Here is a 19658-nt window from a genome sequence, read left to right as displayed (position 1 = left end):
ATCGTCACCTTTTTATACCTTTCCCTCCCCTTGTTGCGGCCAGGTTTTGATGCAGAATTAACGGCGTACTCTACAAAACATCATAAAAAATTCAGTTTCATGAGGAGTTAATCAATGACCTCAACGCCGATTCACCAAACAGAAATTGCTCAGCGGGCATTGGATGATCGTTTATCAATACGTGAAAAAATAGGTTATGGGCTGGGTGATGCTGGCGGGACCGTGATTACCTGCCTGATCATGAATTTTCTGACGTTCTTTTATACCGATGTGTTTGGACTCACCCCGGCGATCGTCGGCACCTTATTTATCGCGCTGCGCGTCTTTGATGCCGTATCCGACCCGATAATGGGGGTGATTGCTGACCGCACACAAAGCCGCTGGGGCCGCTTTCGTCCCTGGCAGTTATGGATAGCGCTGCCGATCGGCATCATTGGCGTTCTCACCTTCACCGTGCCGCACGCCGCGATGGGGGTCAAAATTGCCTGGGCGTTCGGCACCTACCTGCTGCTTTCGGTGAGCTATACCGCCATCAACGTTCCCTACTGCGCGCTGATCAACACCATGACGACCCGCCACAACGAAGTGCTGTCCTGCCAGTCCTGGCGCTTTGTGCTGTGCGGTGGCGCAGGATTTCTGGTTTCGGTCGGCCTGCCGTGGCTGGTCCTCACCCTCGGTAAAGGCGATACCGCGCAGGGTTATCAGCTGGGCGTTGGCGTACTCTGTACCCTCGCTGTCGTTATGTTCCTGTGCTGCTTTTTCTGGGTGCGGGAACGCGTGCCGCTGGCATTGATGGGTAAATTTACCCTGCGTGAACATCTGGCTGGCCTGCGCAACAACGACCAGCTGCTGCTGATGCTGTTGATGTCATTCCTGCTGATCAACGTCTTCAATATCCGTGGTGGGGGCTACATGTACTTCATCACTTACGTACTTAACGGCAGCACAACGTATATGTCGCTGTTTTTCACCATGGTGACCTTCGCCGCGATTCTTGGCGCGGTGGTGGTGAATCTGCTGTCGCGCCGAATGGATACGGTCAAATTGTACTTCCACACCAATATCGTGCTGGCCCTGCTGGCGGTCGGCATGTGGTTTTTACCCAGCGGCCCGGCACATCAGCTGCTGTGGCTGGTGGTGATCCTGAGCAATGGCGTGATCCTCGGCTTCACCCTGCCGCTGCATTTCTCGCTGATGGCGTTTGCCGATGACTACGGCGAGTGGAAAACCGGGGTGCGCTCCTCCGGGATGAACTTTGCCTTCAACCTGTTTTTTATCAAGCTGGCCTGGGCCTCCAGCGCAGGCATTATCAGCCTGGTGTTTATCTTCGTGGCCTATCAGCCCGGCACGTCTCATCAGACCGCGGCCTCATTGCAGGGCATTAGCACGCTGGAAAGCCTGTTGCCTGCCCTTTTTCACCTGCTGCTGGCCGTGTCGCTGCGCTACTGCAAGCTCAGCGATCCGATGATGGCGAACATTGCCACCGACTTACGCCAGCGCCAGATTCAGTCCTGAGGAGAATAAGATGTCTGTTATGGAACCCGATCTGCACAACCTGAAAATCAGCGATCCTTTTCTGGGTCAATATCAGCAGCTGGTCCGTGATGTGGTGATCCCATATCAATGGGAAGCCCTGAATGACCGCATCCCCGAGGCGGAACCCAGCCATGCCATCAGCAATTTCCGTATCGCGGCAGGCATGGAAGAAGGAGAGTTTTACGGCATGGTCTTTCAGGACAGCGACGTGGCGAAATGGCTGGAGGCTGTCGCCTGGTCATTGTGTCAGCAACCCAATGCCGAACTGGAAAAAACCGCCGATGAGGTGATTGAACTGGTTGCAGCCGCCCAGCAGGAAGATGGCTATCTCAACACCTATTTCACCGTCAAAGCGCCCGGTGAACGCTGGACCAACCTGGCGGAATGCCATGAGCTTTACTGCGCCGGGCATTTAATTGAAGCGGGGGTGGCGTACTTTCAGGGAACGGGCAAACGCCGGTTGTTAGAGGTGGTATGTAAACTGGCAGACCATATCGATACGGTTTTCGGCCCGGCCGAAGGCCAGCTGCACGGCTATCCGGGCCATCCGGAGGTGGAACTGGCGCTGATGCGGCTGTATGAAGTGACACAGCAGCCCCGCTACCTGGCGCTGGTGAAATACTTTATCGAAGCGCGCGGCACGCAACCGCATTTCTACGACATTGAATATGAAAAACGCGGCAGAACCTCGTACTGGAACACCTACGGTCCGGCATGGATGGTCAACGACAAGGCTTACAGTCAGGCGCATCAGCCGCTGGCAGAGCAGCAAACCGCCATCGGCCATGCGGTGCGCTTTGTCTATCTGATGACCGGCATGGCGCACCTGGCGCGTCTGAGCAAAGACGAAAACAAACGTCAGGATTGCCTGCGGTTATGGCAAAACATGGCGCAGCGTCAGCTGTATATCACCGGCGGCATTGGTTCGCAGAGCAGCGGCGAAGCCTTCAGCAGCGATTACGATCTGCCCAATGACACGGTCTACGCGGAAAGCTGCGCCTCGATTGGTTTGATGATGTTTGCCCGCCGGATGCTGGAGATGGAGGCCGACAGCCACTATGCCGACGTGATGGAACGCGCGCTGTATAACACGGTGCTGGGCGGCATGGCTCTGGATGGCAAGCACTTCTTCTACGTAAATCCGCTCGAAGTTCATCCTAAATCGCTGCCATTCAACCACATTTATGATCACGTCAAACCGGTACGTCAGCGCTGGTTCGGTTGCGCCTGTTGTCCGCCCAACATCGCGCGCTTGCTGACCTCGTTAGGTCATTACATCTATACCGTCCGCGCCGAGGCGCTGTTCATTAATCTGTATGTCGGGAATAGCGCCGCTATCCCGGTTGGTGAACAGGAATTGCGGCTGCGCATCAGTGGCAATTTCCCATGGCAGGAGCAGGTCAGCATTGATATCACCTCGCCCGTGGCGGTGGACCATACCCTCGCCCTGCGTTTACCCGACTGGTGCGATGATCCGCAGGTGACGCTGAACGGCGCAGCGGTAACGGGCAGGATCGATAAAGGCTATCTCTACCTTAGCCGTCGCTGGCAGGAAGGGGATTCACTGACGCTGACCCTGCCGATGCCGGTGCGCCGTCTGTATGGCAACCCGCTGGTTCGCCAGCAGGCCGGGAAGGTGGCGCTTCAGCGTGGGCCGCTGGTGTATTGTCTTGAGGAGGCGGATAACGGCGAGGCGCTACATAATCTGACGCTGCCGGTGACGAGCAGCTTCACCACCTTTGAGGGCAAAGGCATCTTCGCGCATAAGATGCTGATCCAGGCGGAAGGCTATCGACGCAGCATGGACGCACCCGCGCAAAAACCGCTGTGGCATTACGACACCGCCCCGCTTACCCATCAGCCGCAGCGGCTGACCTTTATTCCGTGGTTTAGCTGGGCCAACCGGGGTGCAGGAGAAATGCGTATCTGGGTGGATGAAGCGCGGTAACACAAGCAGGCAGCGCGCACTGCGCTGCCTGACGTTTTTCGATACCGGCACTAACGCAGGCGCGCGGGAGAGAGGCCGAAGCGGTGTTTAAACCGTTCAGCAAAACGTGACACCGATTTATAGCCGCAGGCATCCGCGACCTGCGTCATATTCCAGTTGGTGGTTTGCACCAGCATCAAACCGTGATGCATACGGATATCCAGCAGCAACTGCTCGAAGCGGATCCCCTCCTCCCGCAATCGTCGCCGCAGGGTGGATTCACTCATGGCCAGCGCTTCTCCGGCCGATCGCGCCGTCCATCCGGTTTCCGGCGACGCACGCAACAGATCGCTGAGACGCGGGAAAACGCCCTGGCGCGGCGGCAAAGAGAACTGGATATTCTGTTCTGACAACACCAGCAGCAGGTCAAAAATTTTCAGGCGGATTCGTTCATCGCTGAGATGCGGATTATCCAGACCGATCAGCAACTCACGCAGGGAATCGTGCAGGCTGCTGTTCACCGGCAACGTGCTGAGCTGCGGCTTTTTTCTCGCCGCGCTGATTTTGTCCTGAAAAGCCTGATAAAAACTTTCCAGCACCTCAGGTTTGAGGCTGACAAAGAGTGAGCGGAACGGCGACAGGCTGTCAGCCGGATGCTTGATATAATCGGCAATCACGCCCTGATCGATTATCCCCGCCGCGCAGGGATCGGCCAGGGAATAACGTTCCCCGGCAAAACAGATCTCAATCTTTCCCGCCAGCACCACCAGCAAGGTTGGCTCAAAAAAGAAAAACGCGCGGGTTCGTTGCTCAACCCTGAGCCTCGGATACGTCACCGAGACCAGGTTGTTGCGACAGCGACTGTGGCCGGACAGATCCGACCAGAATTTTTCCTGCATTACATTTTCACGTCAGGGTTCAGACTGTACAGCCCGACCAGAGTCGCTTTGGCTAACACATCGCTGTTCTCAAGCGCACGACGAATATTCGCCCCGGTCAGTTCACCTTCAACCTTCAGCGCAGGCGCCGCCAGCGCATACAGGGTGAAAACATAATGATGAACGATTTCATCATTCCACGGCGGGCAAGGGCCATCGTAGCCATAGTAAGTACCGCCCATCGCCTCATCACCGGCAAACCAGGAGGTGTAATCATTTATGCCGTGAGTCAGACCCTGTGGCGCGGCGGGACCCGGTTTACCTTTGGCGGTAATGCCCTGCGACTGCGAACCTTCGGCAATTTCTGTCTGCGTCGCCGGAATATTCAGCAACGTCCAGTGATAAAAATCGGCGCGCGGCAGCGAAGCCGGAACGGTTTTACCTTCCTGGTTTACATCTTCGCCGCTGGTGGGCACATCGGTATCGTGACAAATCAGCACCAGCGACTGCGTACCGGCAGGCACCTCATCCCAGCCCAAATGCGGGTTAAGGTTGTCAGATAGGCGGATATGACTCCCGGCATCGTAGACAGCAAAGCTGTTTTTACCGGGAATAACTGCACCGTCTTTGAAACTGTGGCTGAATAATTTCATGCTATTGCCTCATCAGTTGAGCTGAAAACCATTAAATACCTGTCTGAGTATACTGGCTCGCTAACGCGCAGATGTCACTTATCCGGTCAGATTTCTTCCTCAGGCCATCATTTTGACTGGACAGGCAATTGTCACAGAAGGTTAAAAATTCCCCCCTGTTGATCCCTGGCATAACGCCGAACCGTTCGGTAAGTTAATTACCCACTCCCCAGCCGAACCGGAAAGAGAACATGTCACAACATCCAACCATCGCCCTCGTTGGCCCTGGGGCCATTGGCACCACTATCGCCGCCGCGCTGCACGAGGCGGGACGTACCCCGACAATTTGTGGCCGCACCGCACATGAAAACCTCTCGCTGCGTTTCGATGGCGGAGAGATTGTGGTACCCGGTCCGGTCATCAACGATCCGGCCAGGGTAAAGCAACGGGTTGACCTGGTCTTCGTCGCGGTTAAATCGACGCAGGTGGCCGCCGCCGCGCCCTGGCTGGCCGCGTTATGCCATGAAAGCAGCGTGGTCTGCGTGCTGCAAAATGGTGTTGAGCAGACAGCCCTGTTCGCGCCCTGGCTGTCCGGCAATCCGGTGTTGCCTGCGGTTGTGTGGTTTCCCGCCCAGCGCGAAGCCGATGCTTCCGTGTGGCTGCGCGCCAAAGCGCGTCTGACACTGCCTGCCACGCCAGACAGCCGCTTAGTCGTTGAAGCATTGCGTGATACCCGCTGCACGGTGGATGTCGCGGAGGATTTTGCGTCGATCGCCTGGCGTAAGCTGTTGCAAAACGCCGTTGCGGGATTGATGGTGCTCACTGGTCGGCGCGCCGGTATGTTTTCGCGCCCCGATATCACCCATCTGGCGCTGGATTACCTGCGGGAATGCCTGGCGGTGGCGCGCGCCGAAGGCGCGAACCTGGGTGACGAAGTGGCGCATGAGATCCTCGACTGGTTTCATCGCGCTCCGACGGATTTGGGCACCTCCATCCTTGCCGACCGGCAGGCTGACCGACCGCTGGAGTGGGATTGCCGCAACGGCGTGGTTCAGCGACGGGGACTGGCGCATGGCATCCCGACGCCGATAAGTGATCTGGTGGTGCCGCTACTGGCTGCGGCAAGCGATGGGCCGGGTTGATTACAGGGTGCTACACCTTCCGGATCTGCCAGAGGGCGGATGATGCGCTATCCGGCACTATCCGCTAACGGAACTTTCCTCTGCCGCCATCCGATCGCGCCCCTGCTGTTTTGCCCGATACAGTGCTTCATCAGCTTTATGGATCAAGATCTCCGCCGCCACTTTTCCTGACGATGCGCATCCGGCGCTGAGCGTCACATGGCCTGCCGCGATGGCTGAGGTGTGGTGAGGAATCGCCAGCTGCCTGATGGCTTTTACCGCATGGTCAGCGATGCTGAGCGCCGCAGCCGGAGGTGATCCCGGCATGATGATGGCAAACTCTTCACCGCCATAGCGCGCGACAATATCCGTGGCGCGCAACGGCAGATTTTTCAGGGCGCGGGCGACAGTCTTAAGACATTCATCGCCTGCAACGTGGCCATAGGTGTCGTTGTACCGTTTGAAGTAATCAATATCCATCAGGATCAGGGAAACCGTCGTTCCCGTTGCCTGCGCCTGTGCCAGACTGCTCTGCAAAAAGCGGTCGAACTGCCTGCGATTCGCCAGGCCGGTCAGGCCATCGGCATTTGCCAGCGTTTCCAGACTGAGATTGACGGCGGTCAGCTCATCACGCAGACGGCTCAGTTCGAGTTGATAGCGCAGGCTCCGACGCGCCTGCCGCAGGATCAACACCCCCAGCATGATGATCGCGCCCAGCAGCGCGATGTTCAGGGTGACATCCTGCACCTTGCCGGCAACCCAGCTGCGAAACAGGCTATTTTCGTCATAGCCCGCCGCGACAACCAGCGGATAGCGCTCCGAGCGGGCAAAACCAAAGATGCGATCCGCGCCATCCAGCGCAGAATTCCACTCCCCGCTGCCGCTGTCGGTGCGGGCGAGCATCTCCTGAAACAGGCGGCTGCCGGACATACTCTTGCCGATAACGCTGTCGGGTAGCGGACGGGCATACAAAACCGTGCTGTCTGCCAGCATTAGCACCAGAACGTCACGGTTTCCCAGCTCGTAGTAACTGTAGAAACGGCGGAAATAGTCCACTTTGATGGTGGCCAGCAGCACGCCATTGAATCCACCGGCGCTATCGTTAACGCGGACGGAAACGGGGATCACCAGGTCTCCCGTGCTGCGGCTGCGGATAACCGGCCCGATATGCAGGCTATTACGCAGGTTAGCCCGGTGATAACTGAAGTATTCGCGGTCGGAATTATTGATATTAGTGGGAACGTGTCTCTCCGACGTGGCGATCCATTTCCCCTGCGCATCGTAGTAAAACAACCCATGCAGCTGAGGCAATCTTCCCTGTAGATCCCGCATGATTTGGCTCAGCGCTGCGCCATTCACCCCTGACGCCATTTGTGCCTGCAAAGTGCGCTGCACCTCGCGCAGGGAAAGCTCGGTCTGAAGGAGGGTATCTTCAGCCTGGCGGGCCTGCGACAGCGACAGATTGACCGCCATGGCTTCCGCCCGGCTGACCGTATTGTTCCATGACTCACGCAACATCCATGCATTGATCCCCACCACTGCCAGGGTCAGCAGCACGCCTGAAAGGGCAATGCTTCGCATCAACAACCGTATGGCCGGTAAATCGGTGTCGGTTTTCCTCAGCAGCTTCATCTGTGCCCTCTTCCTGAATATCAAATAAAGTTAAGCACATGAAGAGAGAGTCTGGGAGCGATGGGCGCCGACAGCGCCGATCGCGGGGTGGACGCGGTGAGAAAATTATCAGGATTTATTCAGATTTGGAACAGTCGCTTCAGCGCGATTTTGCCCGGATCCGTCACCGTGACTTCCCGATATCCCGGTGTTCTGCTCAGCCAGCCTTTTTGCAGAAATAGCGTCAGCAGGGCCGCACCCGCGTCACCCCCCAGATGGAATCGTCTTTCGCTCCAGTCCAGGCAGGCGCAGCAGGCCTTTCTTCGCGGATGAGGATCGAGCACGACACCGAGATTCTGCAAATGGGTGCGCCCCAGCGAAGTCAGCGCATTGCCATCCGGCTCCATCCAGTTTTCACTCAGCATGAACGCATAAATCCTGACGGCAATTTCACCGGCCAGATGGTCATAGCAGGTGCGGGCACGACGGAGATGCACTGGCGTTCGCGGCGCTGGGGAACCCTGGGAGCGCATTGAAACCCCCATCAGATTCTCCAGCAGCCCGGCAATTTCCTGCCCCGCCAGACTGTAATATCTGTGGCGCCCCTGAGAAAGACACCGGATCAACCCGTTGCTTAACAGCCGGGTTAAATGTCCGCTGGTGGTCGATGGCGCAATGTCGGCCACTCCACTCAGCTCGGTGGCCGTCCAGGCGCGGCCATCCATCAGGGCGCAGAGAATACTGACCCTTGACGGGTCAGAGATGGCGGACGCAACCGCGGCCATGGATTGCTCCAGGCTCTGCTGTGGATCCGATGCCGTTTTTACAAGGCGCATTAAGATGCGGTTTCCCATTGTCTGGTCACTTCCCCGGCCCGTTGATTATTATCGGTGAGCAGGATAAGCCGGTTACGGTGATCGCTATACTGAACCAGAATATTAACGCCACTCTGCGCGATGACGTCAGCGATTTCGCCGAGTTCACCCGGACGCTCCTGCCGGAGTTTTCTGATCAGCGGACGCGTCACGTTTCTGACGTCAAAACCGGCATCCGCCAATACCTGACGGGCGGTCTCACCATCCTCAACCAGAAAATGAGCGTGGCCCCCCTCGGACGTGGTAAAAACGCCGCCCCCCTCCAGCCCGACACCGTTGCGGCCCAGAATGGTACCAAACGCAGCCAGTGAACCTGACGAATGACTGAGAACGACATGGATATCATACATGCTGCGGTTTTCCTGTTTCAGAGGCGTAATCCCGGAACACCCGGGCGACACGGATTCTGTAGAATGAAAAAATGGACTGCTTACCTTCTTCCTGTGCGGCCTGGTGCATCAGATTGCTTTTCCAGCGGAGCACGGACTCTTCATCCTCCCACCACGACAGCGAAAGCAATTTTCCCGGCGTCGACAGGCTTTGAAACCTTTCCAGGGCGATAAATCCGGGCATATCTGCCAGTAAAGGCTTCAGCTCGCTGGCCAGCTGAAGATAGCGTTGTTGCGCTTCCGGTAAAGCATCTGCTTCAAAAAGAACGGCGATCATTGAATAACTCCATCAGGACGTTGCCGATGCAGCTTACTGTGGTGGCAAAAGGATGCTTCGGTGAACAGCGAAATGTGGATGGCGGGGAAGTTGCACAGCGATAAAAAAATATGCGACAACGGGGAATCAAAAAAACTGAGGATGAACTTTGCAACTCAACACCTCACGCCTTTTCTGCTCGCCAGTCAAAGACGACGACGGGTTGTTTGGCCCGCTGCGCAGCGATTAACGTTCCACTCAACCCTGACACATTTACCGGACACAGAAAATTTGCCATGAACCGACGCCACTTTCTCACCGGCATTGCGGCAAGCGCGTTTGCCGCGGCAGCTACGCGAGTTTCCTTCGCTTCCTCTGAAGTAACACGCTCCGTTATTCCGCTCTGGAACGGACTTCCTCCGGGCGGCGGCGGGCCGGGTGGACATCTGCTGTTATCCCCTTCAGGCGCTCAACGTAATATCGCCGTGCCGACGCTCACGGTGCTCAGCCCTTCCCGGCCTGGCAGCCATGGCGTGCTGATCGCGGCGGGCGGTGGATACAAGCGAATCGAGATGGGGAAAGAGGCGTGGCCCGCCGCGGCATGGCTGGCTGCAAGGGGCTTTACTGCCTACGTTCTCAGTTACCGCCTGCCGGGCGAAGGGTGGCACGATGGCAACAGGGTTTCGCTACAGGATGCTCAGCGCGCGTTGAGAATCGTCAGGCAAAGGGAAAAATACGTCAGCGTGCTGGGATTTTCAGCGGGCGGGCATCTGCTGGGTCTGGCGGCCACCCGCCCGGATTTCCCGTCCTATGCGCCACAGGATGCGCTGGACAGCCACCCGGCAAGTGCAGACAGCGCCGCGTTGATTTATCCCATCATCACCCTCGAAAAACCTTACACCCACACCGCGACCCATCGGATTCTGGTGGGTCCCCATGCATCAGCCGCTGAAGACGCAGCATGGTCCGTACAGAGTTACGTGAATCCCCACTCGCCGCCGTTTTTCCTGGTGCAGGCGAAGGATGATCCGGTATCAAACCCTGAAAATACGCTGATAATGAACGCGGCCTGTCAGCAGCAGCAGGTGCCAGTGGAAATGTACCGCTATGCCAGCGGCGGGCATGGTTTCGGCATGGGCCGTCCAGGCACAACCACGGTTGAATGGCCGCAACATTATGCGGCATGGCTTAAAAGCGGCATGGCAGCAGGAGACTCGCGACGCTCCTCACAGTAAATGAATAATTTAAAAAATATCAATGCATTGATTTTTAATCAAAAAACACAATAAAACACCTATTTATACGAGGAAGTGTTAATTGTTTGCGTATTGATGGAGAGAAAAACAGAAAGTAACATCGCGGCGGGTGCTTGAGGCTTTCTGCCTTAAGCATTAGCGGACGGCGGAAAGGTGGCCTCTTACCCGCCGAAAGGCAAATAGAAGCAACCAGGCCTTATGCCAAACAGAAAAGGTCCGCATTTCTGCGAACCTTTCTGTCTGACTTTATCGATTGTCCTCGGGGGGAAGCATTGCTGCTAACAAGTCCCGTGGCGAGTAATATTAGTATAAGGACCTTTGACGATGCCGTCAAACAGCATAAAGGATAGTCTTTCTGTTGCCAGAATCGGGGCTTATGAGGCCTTAGTCGGTGGTGCGCCGGGTCTGGTACAGACTGAGAAAGCGCTGAGCCTTTATATGTGGAATGCTCAGGTATCATCAGCATTTTTGGTTCCGCTTCATGTCTGTGAGGTCGTCGTTAGAAATGCTATAGCTGAAGTGCTTGCAACGGTGTATGGACCCAGGTGGCCCTGGTCAGTTGGCTTTGAAAGAAGCCTGCCTATCCCGGCCCATGGGTACAAACCAAAAGAAGATTTGGTAAATGCGCGAAGAAATCAACCTACTACAGGGAAAGTCATAGCTGAGCTGAAGTTTGTTTTCTGGCAAAAGATGTTAACCAGCAGGTTTGATACTCGTCTCTGGAATAAACACATTGTGACAGCGTTTCCAAACTCTGTTGGTTCAGGATTGAGCAACAGCCAGTTACGGCAAAAGCTCTATGATGACCTTGAAATTATAAGAAAATTACGCAATCGCATCGCTCACCATGAACCCATCATCTCACGCAATCTGTGGTCTGATTTTACGACAGTAAAGCAGCTAATTTCATCCAGATGTGAATTCACGACGGAATGGATGCAAAACAATCAAATTTTGCTCCCATTGCTGACGCTTAAACCATAATACTGCCTTAAATATCAACTAGTTTGTGTTTTTGGTGAGATACCTGTCTTGCGGCAAGCGTGCTTTTTTGCTTTGCCGTGACAGGAAAAGCAACCATGAAACAGCAGACGGTGATCATCCTCGGGTACCCTTCACTATCATCCCTCTCGGCACCAGGCGTGCCATGCATTTAATCAATGCAGGCAGCGCGCGTTCCGCCTTGCTCCGCGAATGACTACATTAACTACTCTCCATTACAACAGAGGTTGAGTGAATGTCAGTCAAAACTCACGAAAAAAACATTCTTATCGTCGGTGCGTCACGCGGTCTGGGTTTAGCGATAGCCGAAGAATTTATCCTTCAGGGCTGGAACGTCACCGGCACGGTGCGTACCACCACTCACGACAGCGCGCTGCATCAGCTGGCGGCAAAACATCCGGGGCGGGTCGGCATCGAATGCGTGGATATCTGTCAGCCGGACCAAATCAGCGCGCTGCATGACAGGCTGTCCGGGACGCAATTTGACATGCTATTTGTCAACGCCGGTACCACTAACCGCGACCCGACACAGACCATAGGCGATGTCTCAACTGAAGAGTTTATGCATGTCATGCTGACGAACGCACTCTCTCCGATGCGGGTCATTGAGTCTCTGGAAAAATACGTCACCGCGAACGGGCTTATCGGCGTGATGTCATCCGGCCAGGGCAGCATCGCCAATAACACCGCCGGCCAGCGCGAGCTTTATCGCGGAACCAAAGCGGCGCTGAATATGTTTATGCGCAGCTTTGCCGCGCGTCAGGCGAAGACCGCGCGCGCCCTGGTGGTAATGGCGCCAGGATGGATTAAGACCGCGCTGGGCGGACCCGATGCGCCCCTGACCATTGAAGAGACCATTCCGAGCCTGGTCAGCGTGCTGCTGAACAAGCAGGATCGTCCGGGTCTGGAATATCTCGACTATCTCGGCCGTACGGTTCCCTGGTAAATCAGCCCCCTGTGGACGTTTTATCGCTACGGTTAATCCGATAAACAGAACGGCACGGCAACATGTCACATTCATGTGCTATAACGCCCTGTTGTCAGTTGATAATTTTCCACCGGGGATTTGAGATGAAAATCGTAAAAGCAAAATCAATCAATGACATAAATGAAAAGTTACTGAGTGGTAAGCACAAAGAAGTGCTCATTGATTTTAATATCAGCAGTGATGAATTTTTCAATCTGTGCGATTACTGGTGTGAGCGAGGGGCAAAAATAAAAAAAGAGGGCGACCGCTTTCTGATCAAGCTGACCAAAGTCAGCATCCCGGAAAATAAAGATTTATAACGACGCACGGACCGATCAACAGGGCAAGGAGCATCGCCTTGCCCTGCCTGCTTAAATCAGCCGCCCTTCCTCAATTTTAATCACCCGATCGGCCAGATGAAAATAGCGGTCATCATGGGTGATGGCGAGAATGGTCTTACCCTCAGCTTTCAACATCGGCAATATTTCCTGATAGAAAATCTGGCGGAATTCAGGGTCCTGATCGGCAGCCCATTCATCAAAAATATAAAAAGGTCGCTGCTCCAGCCAGGCCTGCAATAACACCAGCCGCTTACGCTGCCCCTGCGATAGAGCCGTGGTCGAAAACGTCCCGTCATGAAAGCTGACTTTGTGCGCCAGCCGGAGCAGTCTGAGCAGGTTATCCACCTCTTCCTGCGTACGCGGATTCTGGAAAACCACATCATCGAACAGGAAAAAATCACTAAACACGATGGAGAAACACTGGCGATAATTTTCCAGATCCGCCAGTGCTATTGTCTGATCATTCAGCCGGATGGTGCCGCTGTCCGCCGGATACAATCCGGTCAGAACATGGGCCAGCGTGCTTTTGCCGCTGCCATTTCCTCCCACCAGAAACACCAGCTCGCCGCGCACAAAATCCAGGCTGAGTGGCCCAAGGGTAAATTCCTCGCCCTCGGCAGCATGGTAGCGATAGACAATATCCCGCAACGCCAGTCGTTCGAAGGGGGGCGCGCTTCCAGCCTGGCGAGAAAGCTCAGGCGGCAGACTGCCCTGTAATTGCTGCACCCGCTGTAACGCCACACGGGCGCTGGCCAGGGCGGGTAACGCCGACAGCACCGCGTCGACCGGAACAATCAGATACAGGAAAATCATGGTATAGCCGGTCATCGCCGGGTTGGTCAGACCGAGTGGCCCGCGCAGCCCATATACCACCAGCCCGATAAAGGCAAAAAACAGCACACTGCCCCAGCTGGTCGCCAAACCGTACAGGATATAGCCCCGGGTACGCTGCTGACGCACCGCCTCGATATTCTCCTCCAGCGGCCCATCGACAAACTGGCGCTGCCGGGTGGTGTTCATCCGGTATTCACGCCCCCCATCGAACAATTTTTTGAACTGCTGCACCAGACGATCTTCACGCGCGCGGGAGCGTTGCAGCAGTCCCAGTGCGCGGCCCTGCACCAGATGGTAACCGACGCTGCCGAGAATAATCACCGCCAGCGCCATGCTGAATAACGTCAGCGAAAGCACCCCGAGATACACCAGACAACCTGCGATCATCGCTACATTGATAATCAACATCGGCAGGCTGACAAAGAACACCACCAGCGTGTCCTGATCCTGGCTGAATACCGACAGCGCTTTTGCCATGCCCGTCTGCTCCAGCTTCAGCCAGGCCGTTCTGCTGATGCGCTGGATCAGATCGCTGCGCAGCCGCGCCTTAACCTTCTGACCTAAAAACATAAAGGTCATCTGCGAGATAAGCCGGGTTGATAGCATCAACACCGCCAGCCCGGCAAACTGCAACCCCGCGTTACGCCAGGCGGTGACGTCAGCGAGGGTCAGACTGTGATTAATCATCGCCAGCAAAAAAGCATTGCTGAAACCACTGATCACCCCGGCGACCACGGCCAGCATCAGCCAGCCTTTCACCAGGCGAAACAGGGCCATAAATTCAGGCATGTAAAGGTCCTTGTTTTACAACAGATTCAGGGCGTTTTCCGCCGGGTAAAAAGCCACATCAGATAAGGCGCGCCCAGCAGCGTCGCCACCAGTCCGGCGGGAAGTTCGCGTGGCACCAGTAAAGTACGCCCCGCCCAGTCGGCCACCACCATCATGATGCCGCCGCAGGGGATGGCGACGAGCAGCTGCTGGCCCGGCCGCCGCGCGTGCAGCAAACGGGCGATATGGGGCGCAGTTAAGCCTACAAATGAGATCGGCCCGACGATCAGCGTCGCGGAGGCGGTCAGCAGCGCAATCAACGCCAGGGTGAGTAATCTGGCCTGCCCGGTGGCAATCCCGGCTGAAGAGGCACAGGCTGCGCCGAGCGGTAATATGCTTAGCCAGCGGAGGAAAAACAGGGCGCACAGACTTAACACCAGCGCCATCCCTGCGGCCACGGCAGCATCGATCGGCATGATGGAATAGGTGGAACCTGACAGCCAGCTCAGCAGCATCATGGCCCGCTCATCGCCCGCGGCGATCACCACCGCCACCAGCGCCTGCAACAACGCGCTGATGGCTACGCCCGCCAGCAGCACCGGTTCGGGCGCAAAATGGTGGCGACGCGAGAACAGCAAAATCAGCAGCAGCGCCAGCAGCGCGCCCAAGGTGGTGACGCCGATGCGCAGTTCATGCGACACATTGCCTGCCACCAGCACCAGCGCCACCATCCCTAACGCCGCTCCGGCACTGACGCCCATCATCTCCGGGCTTGCCAGGCGATTGCCGGTTAAACGTTGCAGCAACACCCCCGCAGCGGCCAGCATCATCCCGGCTGCGCAGGCGGCAACCGCCCGTGGCGCCCGCCAGGGCAACAGGCGCGCCAGATGTGACCAGGGCGTGAATTCCCATCCGCTGGGTGAGCGGCCAAAGCTCAGCGAGAGCAGGCCCGCCAGCAGCAGAATCGCGCATAGGTACAGGCTACGCCGCCAGATGTAATGATCGGGGATGATCTCTCCACCGGCGACGGTATTGATGACGGTGACGGGTAGCGACGTCCGGCGGAGCCGCAGCAGCAGCCACAGCATTAAAGGCGCGCCCAGCAAAGCCGTCGCGGCGCCGGTTGGCACCAGTTCTCCCAGCGCATTCGCAAAAGGTTGCACCGCCTGATCGGTGCCCCAGAGCAGCAGCGCACCACACAGCGGCGCCAGCAGTAATTTATGCGATAGCCGACGCGCGCCCAGCAATTGCGCCACCGCGGGTGCAGCAAGGCCGACAAAACCAATCACCCCCACGGCGCTGACGACCGCAGATGTCAGCACCACCGCCAGCACGAAGCCAGCCAGCCTGAAACGCAATGCCCGCAGCCCAAGGCTGCTGGCGTGCATATCACTCAGTCCCAGCAGCTGCAAAGGACGCAGCAACAGCAGCGCAAGCCCCCAGCCAAACAGCAGCTGCACACTCAGCTCGCGTACCTGGCTCCAGCCTTGTTGCACCAGAGAACCGGCCCCCCAGATAAACAGGCTGTGCAGATACGGGGAATACAGCAGCTGAAGCACGGTGATCAAAGAACCGCAAAACAGGCTCACCACCATGCCCGCAATCGCGACTCGGGAAGGTTCCAGCCCGCGCGATGCCGACAGCGCCAGCACCAGGCCCGCCGCCATCAGCGCTCCGGCCAGCGTGACCCACTGCGGTCCGGCCATCAGCCAGTGCGGCAAAAACACGGTCACTAACGAAAGCGAGAGCTGCGCCCCGGCAGCAACCCCCAGCGTCATCGGTTCCGCCAGCGGATTGCGCAACGTTTGCTGAAAAAGCAGGCCAGCGAGTCCCAGCGCTGCGCCGCAGAGCAGACTCATCGCCAGACGGGGAAACCAGCCATCCAGCACAATCAATTGCTGTAAACCGGGTTGATTCAGCCTGGCCCAATGTGACAGAGGCAGCAGCGCGCTAAGGTTATGCAGACTCAGCAGGATAATCAGCGCAGCCAGCGCCAGTAGCGCCCAGCGCGACCAGATTGTTGTCACGGCAACGGACTCCCTGTCGTCAGCACCGCCGACAGCTGCCGGGCGAAGCGTATTGCGGAAGGCAACATGCCAAATCCCCAAAAAGCAGGCAGCGCGGCGCTATGCCCCTGCTGCACCGCAGGCAACGCCTGCCATAAGGCATTATCCGCCAGCCCCTGCGGCATACTGGCGGGTAAGGGGGTGAAATAGAGGATGCGGGCAGCAGGAATTTGCCCGAGGCGATCTAATCCCGCCACGCTGATGCCCCAGTAATCGGTTGCCTGCTGCCAGCCGTTGCTCAGCCCCATCGCCACCAGCACATGCTGGAACAGACTGCGCTGCCCATAGATACCGATATGACGGGCATCGAAAAAGCGGATGAGCAACACCGCTTCAGAGGGCTTCGTCAGTGGCGCAATCTGCTGCCGGGCCAGCTGCATCGCCTCGTCTGCCGCGTTAATCAGCGCCTGCGCTGCGTCCTGCCGCTGGCACAGCGCCCCCAGCGCCCTGGTGGTTGCAAGCGCATGTTGCCAGGGGGTGCCGGTGTCGCTGTAAATCGCGAAGGCACGCACCGGCGCGATGCGCTCCAGCATTGCGCGCTGGGATTCCTGGCTGGAGTTGATCAGGATGTAATCCGGTGCCAGCTGTTGCAGCCACTCCAGATCGGGCGCAAGGCGCAGCCCCACATCCGGCACCTGCGCGGGAATGCGCGGCGTGACCACATTGTCGTGGTAGCCCGCGATCTCTGCCACGCCCGCCGGGATCACCCCCATCGTCAGCAGCGTTTCTACCAGTCCCCAATCCAGCACCACCAGACGAGGCACAGGCGACTGCGCAGCCGCCCGTCCCCGATGAGTCATCCCCATCAGCGAGAGGAGCGCGACAGATTGCAGAAACTCGCGTCTTCTCATCTCACCCGTCTCCCGTGGTTACCAGCGATAGCGCGCCGTCGCCAGCACATCAACACCAGCGGCATAGGTACAGGTGGAGGCGCTATAACAGGAGGCGACATATTGTCGGTCAAACAGGTTGGTGGCATTCAGGCTGAACAACCAGTGGCTGCCGGTATCGTAATGAATCCCGGCGTCCATCACCGTCGCCGAGGAGACGTGAATGGTGTTCGACGCATCCTCCGTAGAGCCGATATAACGCACCCCCGCATTCATGCCAAAGCCGTTCATCACCCCATTGTGGAAGGTGTAATCCAGCCAGGCGGAGGCGGCATTACGCGGCATCCCCCACAGTCGTTTACCCGCCAGGGAGGTCGATCCGCCCTGCAACGTGGTGGCGCTATCATTGGAATCGATGGTGACCGCATCCAGCCAGGTGTAGGCGGTGATCAGCGTCAGGTTATTGGTCAGATTGGCGTGCCCTTCAATTTCAACCCCTTTCGAGCGGACTTTTCCGGCCTGCGAATTGTAAGCTGGATGATCCGGGTCGCTGGTCAGCACATTTTTCTCGGTCAGATCGAACCACGAGGTGGTGATAAAGCCGTTGAAGTTCGCGGGCTGATATTTGACGCCCACTTCATATTGGTTCGCCGTGGTGGGTTTGGCCATGCCGCCACCATACAGCTCGCCCACCTGCGGATTAAAGGATTTCGCGAAGCTGGCATAAGGGGCAATGCCATTATCAAACTGATAAACCAACCCGGTGCGCCAGGTAAAAGCGCGGGCCGACTGCTCGGTGGAAGAGACGGTCACCGGATTGACATCATCAGCGTGCGCCCAGTCTTCACGCATCCCCAGCAGGTAGCTCCAGTTACCCAACCGCATTTGATCCTGGGTATACACGCCCAGCTGCTTCTGGCGGATAAAATCGTCGGAGCTGGTGGCTGGCATGGCGATATCGCTGTACTGCGGCGAAAACGCATCCAGCGTTGATGCGGCCCCTAAGCCCACGGTTTCGCGATACAGCGTGCGCTGGAAATCTACACCCGACAGCAGCTGATGCGAGATTGCCCCGGTATTGAACTCCGCTTCCAGCTGGTTATCCACCGAGAAGGTTTTGGCCCGCTCGTGGTTAAAGAAGGCGTAGCGGTTAAGCTCACGGTTAGATCCACTGACGTAGCCGTTGGTGAAGACGTTTTCCAGATTATCTTTCACATCGTTGTAATGCAGATTTTGCCGCAACAGGAAGGTGCTGTTCAGGCGATGTTCGAACTCATAACCCACGGAAAACTGCGTGCGCGAGTGATGATCAAAATTGGGATCGCCCAGATTGGTATGCGGCGAAATCTTGCCCTCCGGGTTGTGCAGCACGCTGCCCACCGCCGGAACAAAGTTGTAGTAACCCACATCAGGATCGCGCTGATACTTCGCCATCACCGTCAGCGAGGTATTGTCGTTCGGCTGCCAGGTCAGTGCCGGTGCCACATAGACGTGCTTCTGCCGGGTATCATCGACCTGGGTTTTGCTGTCAACGCCGCTGGCAGTCAGGCGATACATCAGGGTGCCGTCGTCATTGGCTTTCCCGCCAACATCGAAGCCGGTTTGCAGACGGTCGTGGCTGCCGGTGGTCACGAACACCTCGTGAACCGGGGTGGCAGTCGGTTTTTTACTGGTCAGACTCATCACGCCGCCGGGATTCACCTGCCCGTACAACACTGACGCCGGACCATGCAGCACCTCAATGCTGCTAAAGCCGTAGGTATCATAGTTGGCAATTGCGTAGCCGAAGCTGGTATCGCTCGGCATTCGCGCGCCATCCATAAACTGTTCAAGATAGAAACCACGGCTGAACAGATACGCCGCGCCCGCCGTCGAATCACCGCGCAGCTCGGAAAGAACGCCGGAGGTATAGCGTAACGCCTCTGCCGCCGTCTGGGCGGCCTGCAAATCCATCTGCTTACGGGTCACGCTCGACACCGACTGCGGGACGTCAATCTTTGGCGTCGCGGTCTTGGTGGCGCTGGTGGTATCGGTGGAAACGACCCCGACGCCGTCAAGACGTTGCGGTGTCACTTTTCCTGAGGATGGCGTTGCGGTGACGATCATTTCCTGATCGGCCGCATTCGCCCTGGACGCGATCAGCAACAACGCCAGCGCACTGAGTGCGAAAGGAGTCCTGCGAATGCCTGTCATCTTGCCCATTAATTATTCCTGATTTATCAAAATGTTGATTAAATGCTCACGGTGGAAAAAGGAACGTTTTGTTATTTGCCTTACTCAGGCTTATCGGGGCTCATGTTACGGCTGGTGATGCAGCGTGGCGGATGCGTCGCGGGCAAAGCCTAACAGGAGAAGGCGAATGATAATGA

The 19658-nt window shown here is 57.0% G+C and carries 17 protein-coding genes; 7 read left to right on the top strand and 10 right to left on the bottom strand.

The window, feature by feature from the left end:
- Positions 1-114 precede the first annotated feature (114 nt).
- Both AC6I8V_RS21485 and AC6I8V_RS21480 read left to right on the top strand, forming a co-directional pair.
- Complete coding sequence (locus tag AC6I8V_RS21485) at positions 115-1515, top strand: MFS transporter (RefSeq protein ID WP_497846499.1); 1401 nt, start codon at positions 115-117, stop codon at positions 1513-1515.
- Between the two features lie 10 nt (positions 1516-1525).
- The gene (locus tag AC6I8V_RS21480) at positions 1526-3484 is read left to right on the top strand and encodes a glycoside hydrolase family 127 protein (protein WP_497846498.1); all 1959 of its coding nucleotides are present in this window, start codon (positions 1526-1528) and stop codon (positions 3482-3484) included.
- A 50-nt stretch (positions 3485-3534) separates the two neighbouring features.
- Here the strand turns inward: AC6I8V_RS21480 and AC6I8V_RS21475 are convergent, their stop codons facing one another.
- Both AC6I8V_RS21475 and AC6I8V_RS21470 read right to left on the bottom strand, forming a co-directional pair.
- On the bottom strand, positions 3535-4362 hold the full coding sequence (locus tag AC6I8V_RS21475; RefSeq protein ID WP_497846497.1) for a helix-turn-helix transcriptional regulator: 828 nt from the start codon (positions 4360-4362) through the stop codon (positions 3535-3537).
- Positions 4362-4994 (bottom strand): YbhB/YbcL family Raf kinase inhibitor-like protein, encoded by a 633-nt coding sequence (locus tag AC6I8V_RS21470; RefSeq protein WP_497846496.1) that lies wholly within the window; start codon positions 4992-4994, stop codon positions 4362-4364. Before AC6I8V_RS21470 ends, AC6I8V_RS21475 begins: the two co-directional genes overlap by 1 nt.
- Positions 4995-5224: 230 nt before the next feature.
- On the opposite strand from AC6I8V_RS21470, the gene AC6I8V_RS21465 reads away from it, so the two are divergent.
- Positions 5225-6115 (top strand): oxidoreductase, encoded by an 891-nt coding sequence (locus tag AC6I8V_RS21465; RefSeq protein WP_497846495.1) that lies wholly within the window; start codon positions 5225-5227, stop codon positions 6113-6115.
- 57 nt (positions 6116-6172) lie between these two features.
- Here the strand turns inward: AC6I8V_RS21465 and AC6I8V_RS21460 are convergent, their stop codons facing one another.
- The 4 genes from AC6I8V_RS21460 to AC6I8V_RS21445 form a co-directional block, all read right to left on the bottom strand.
- Positions 6173-7726, bottom strand: coding sequence for a GGDEF domain-containing protein (locus AC6I8V_RS21460; protein WP_497846494.1), 1554 nt, complete (start codon positions 7724-7726; stop codon positions 6173-6175).
- Positions 7727-7845: 119 nt separating this feature from the next.
- Positions 7846-8541, bottom strand: a complete 696-nt coding sequence (locus AC6I8V_RS21455; RefSeq protein ID WP_497846587.1) for an ArsR/SmtB family transcription factor — start codon at positions 8539-8541, stop codon at positions 7846-7848.
- Positions 8541-8930: an amino acid-binding protein gene (locus AC6I8V_RS21450; RefSeq protein ID WP_497846493.1), complete on the bottom strand. Its 390-nt coding sequence runs from the start codon at positions 8928-8930 to the stop codon at positions 8541-8543. The genes AC6I8V_RS21455 and AC6I8V_RS21450 overlap by 1 nt, the downstream gene beginning before the upstream one ends.
- Positions 8923-9246 (bottom strand): antibiotic biosynthesis monooxygenase family protein, encoded by a 324-nt coding sequence (locus tag AC6I8V_RS21445; protein WP_497846492.1) that lies wholly within the window; start codon positions 9244-9246, stop codon positions 8923-8925. Before AC6I8V_RS21445 ends, AC6I8V_RS21450 begins: the two co-directional genes overlap by 8 nt.
- Positions 9247-9521: 275 nt before the next feature.
- Between AC6I8V_RS21445 and AC6I8V_RS21440 the strand changes: the two genes are divergently transcribed.
- From AC6I8V_RS21440 to AC6I8V_RS21425, 4 genes are all read left to right on the top strand, one after another.
- Positions 9522-10460 carry an alpha/beta hydrolase gene (locus tag AC6I8V_RS21440; RefSeq protein WP_497846491.1) on the top strand — a complete coding sequence of 313 codons (939 nt, stop codon included), beginning with the start codon at positions 9522-9524 and terminating at the stop codon, positions 10458-10460.
- A 345-nt stretch (positions 10461-10805) separates the two neighbouring features.
- Complete coding sequence (locus AC6I8V_RS21435; RefSeq protein ID WP_497846490.1) at positions 10806-11465, top strand: hypothetical protein; 660 nt, start codon at positions 10806-10808, stop codon at positions 11463-11465.
- Between the two features lie 253 nt (positions 11466-11718).
- A complete protein-coding gene (locus AC6I8V_RS21430) occupies positions 11719-12429 on the top strand; it encodes an SDR family oxidoreductase (protein WP_497846489.1) in 711 nt (236 codons plus the stop codon).
- A gap of 125 nt (positions 12430-12554) precedes the next feature.
- Entirely contained in the window at positions 12555-12770 is a 216-nt protein-coding gene (locus tag AC6I8V_RS21425; RefSeq protein WP_497846488.1) for a hypothetical protein, read from the top strand.
- 51 nt (positions 12771-12821) lie between these two features.
- On the opposite strand, the gene AC6I8V_RS21420 is transcribed toward AC6I8V_RS21425, so the two are convergent.
- From AC6I8V_RS21420 to AC6I8V_RS21405, 4 genes are read right to left on the bottom strand one after another with little or no spacing between them, the layout of a single operon-like run.
- Positions 12822-14414 carry a cyclic peptide export ABC transporter gene (locus AC6I8V_RS21420; protein WP_497846487.1) on the bottom strand — a complete coding sequence of 531 codons (1593 nt, stop codon included), beginning with the start codon at positions 14412-14414 and terminating at the stop codon, positions 12822-12824.
- 26 nt (positions 14415-14440) lie between these two features.
- Positions 14441-16420 (bottom strand): Fe(3+)-hydroxamate ABC transporter permease FhuB, encoded by a 1980-nt coding sequence (gene fhuB, locus AC6I8V_RS21415; RefSeq protein ID WP_497846486.1) that lies wholly within the window; start codon positions 16418-16420, stop codon positions 14441-14443.
- Positions 16417-17310, bottom strand: a complete 894-nt coding sequence (locus AC6I8V_RS21410) for an ABC transporter substrate-binding protein (RefSeq protein ID WP_497846485.1) — start codon at positions 17308-17310, stop codon at positions 16417-16419. Before AC6I8V_RS21410 ends, fhuB begins: the two co-directional genes overlap by 4 nt.
- A gap of 18 nt (positions 17311-17328) precedes the next feature.
- Positions 17329-19491 (bottom strand): TonB-dependent siderophore receptor, encoded by a 2163-nt coding sequence (locus AC6I8V_RS21405; RefSeq protein WP_497846484.1) that lies wholly within the window; start codon positions 19489-19491, stop codon positions 17329-17331.
- Between the last annotated feature and the right edge of the window lie 167 nt (positions 19492-19658).

The sequence above is a fragment of the Pantoea sp. X-Soil-TKNS-1207 genome (assembly GCF_059730485.1).
Note: the sequence above shows the minus strand (reverse complement) of the source record. Positions and strands in the feature narration are given on the sequence as shown.

Excerpts from the sequence above, each read along its gene's own strand:
- AC6I8V_RS21475 (WP_497846497.1), bottom strand. The coding sequence starts at position 4,362 with ATGCAGGAAAAATTCTGGTCGGATCTGTCCGGCCACAGTCGCTGTCGC.
- AC6I8V_RS21440 (WP_497846491.1), top strand. The coding sequence starts at position 9,522 with ATGAACCGACGCCACTTTCTCACCGGCATTGCGGCAAGCGCGTTTGCC.
- AC6I8V_RS21405 (WP_497846484.1), bottom strand. The coding sequence starts at position 19,491 with ATGGGCAAGATGACAGGCATTCGCAGGACTCCTTTCGCACTCAGTGCG.
- AC6I8V_RS21470 (WP_497846496.1), bottom strand. The coding sequence starts at position 4,994 with ATGAAATTATTCAGCCACAGTTTCAAAGACGGTGCAGTTATTCCCGGT.
- AC6I8V_RS21410 (WP_497846485.1), bottom strand. The coding sequence starts at position 17,310 with ATGAGAAGACGCGAGTTTCTGCAATCTGTCGCGCTCCTCTCGCTGATG.
- AC6I8V_RS21460 (WP_497846494.1), bottom strand. The coding sequence starts at position 7,726 with ATGAAGCTGCTGAGGAAAACCGACACCGATTTACCGGCCATACGGTTG.
- AC6I8V_RS21425 (WP_497846488.1), top strand. The coding sequence starts at position 12,555 with ATGAAAATCGTAAAAGCAAAATCAATCAATGACATAAATGAAAAGTTA.
- AC6I8V_RS21445 (WP_497846492.1), bottom strand. The coding sequence starts at position 9,246 with ATGATCGCCGTTCTTTTTGAAGCAGATGCTTTACCGGAAGCGCAACAA.
- AC6I8V_RS21450 (WP_497846493.1), bottom strand. The coding sequence starts at position 8,930 with ATGTATGATATCCATGTCGTTCTCAGTCATTCGTCAGGTTCACTGGCT.
- AC6I8V_RS21480 (WP_497846498.1), top strand. The coding sequence starts at position 1,526 with ATGTCTGTTATGGAACCCGATCTGCACAACCTGAAAATCAGCGATCCT.
- AC6I8V_RS21435 (WP_497846490.1), top strand. The coding sequence starts at position 10,806 with ATGCCGTCAAACAGCATAAAGGATAGTCTTTCTGTTGCCAGAATCGGG.
- AC6I8V_RS21455 (WP_497846587.1), bottom strand. The coding sequence starts at position 8,541 with ATGCGCCTTGTAAAAACGGCATCGGATCCACAGCAGAGCCTGGAGCAA.
- AC6I8V_RS21465 (WP_497846495.1), top strand. The coding sequence starts at position 5,225 with ATGTCACAACATCCAACCATCGCCCTCGTTGGCCCTGGGGCCATTGGC.
- AC6I8V_RS21430 (WP_497846489.1), top strand. The coding sequence starts at position 11,719 with ATGTCAGTCAAAACTCACGAAAAAAACATTCTTATCGTCGGTGCGTCA.
- AC6I8V_RS21485 (WP_497846499.1), top strand. The coding sequence starts at position 115 with ATGACCTCAACGCCGATTCACCAAACAGAAATTGCTCAGCGGGCATTG.
- AC6I8V_RS21420 (WP_497846487.1), bottom strand. The coding sequence starts at position 14,414 with ATGCCTGAATTTATGGCCCTGTTTCGCCTGGTGAAAGGCTGGCTGATG.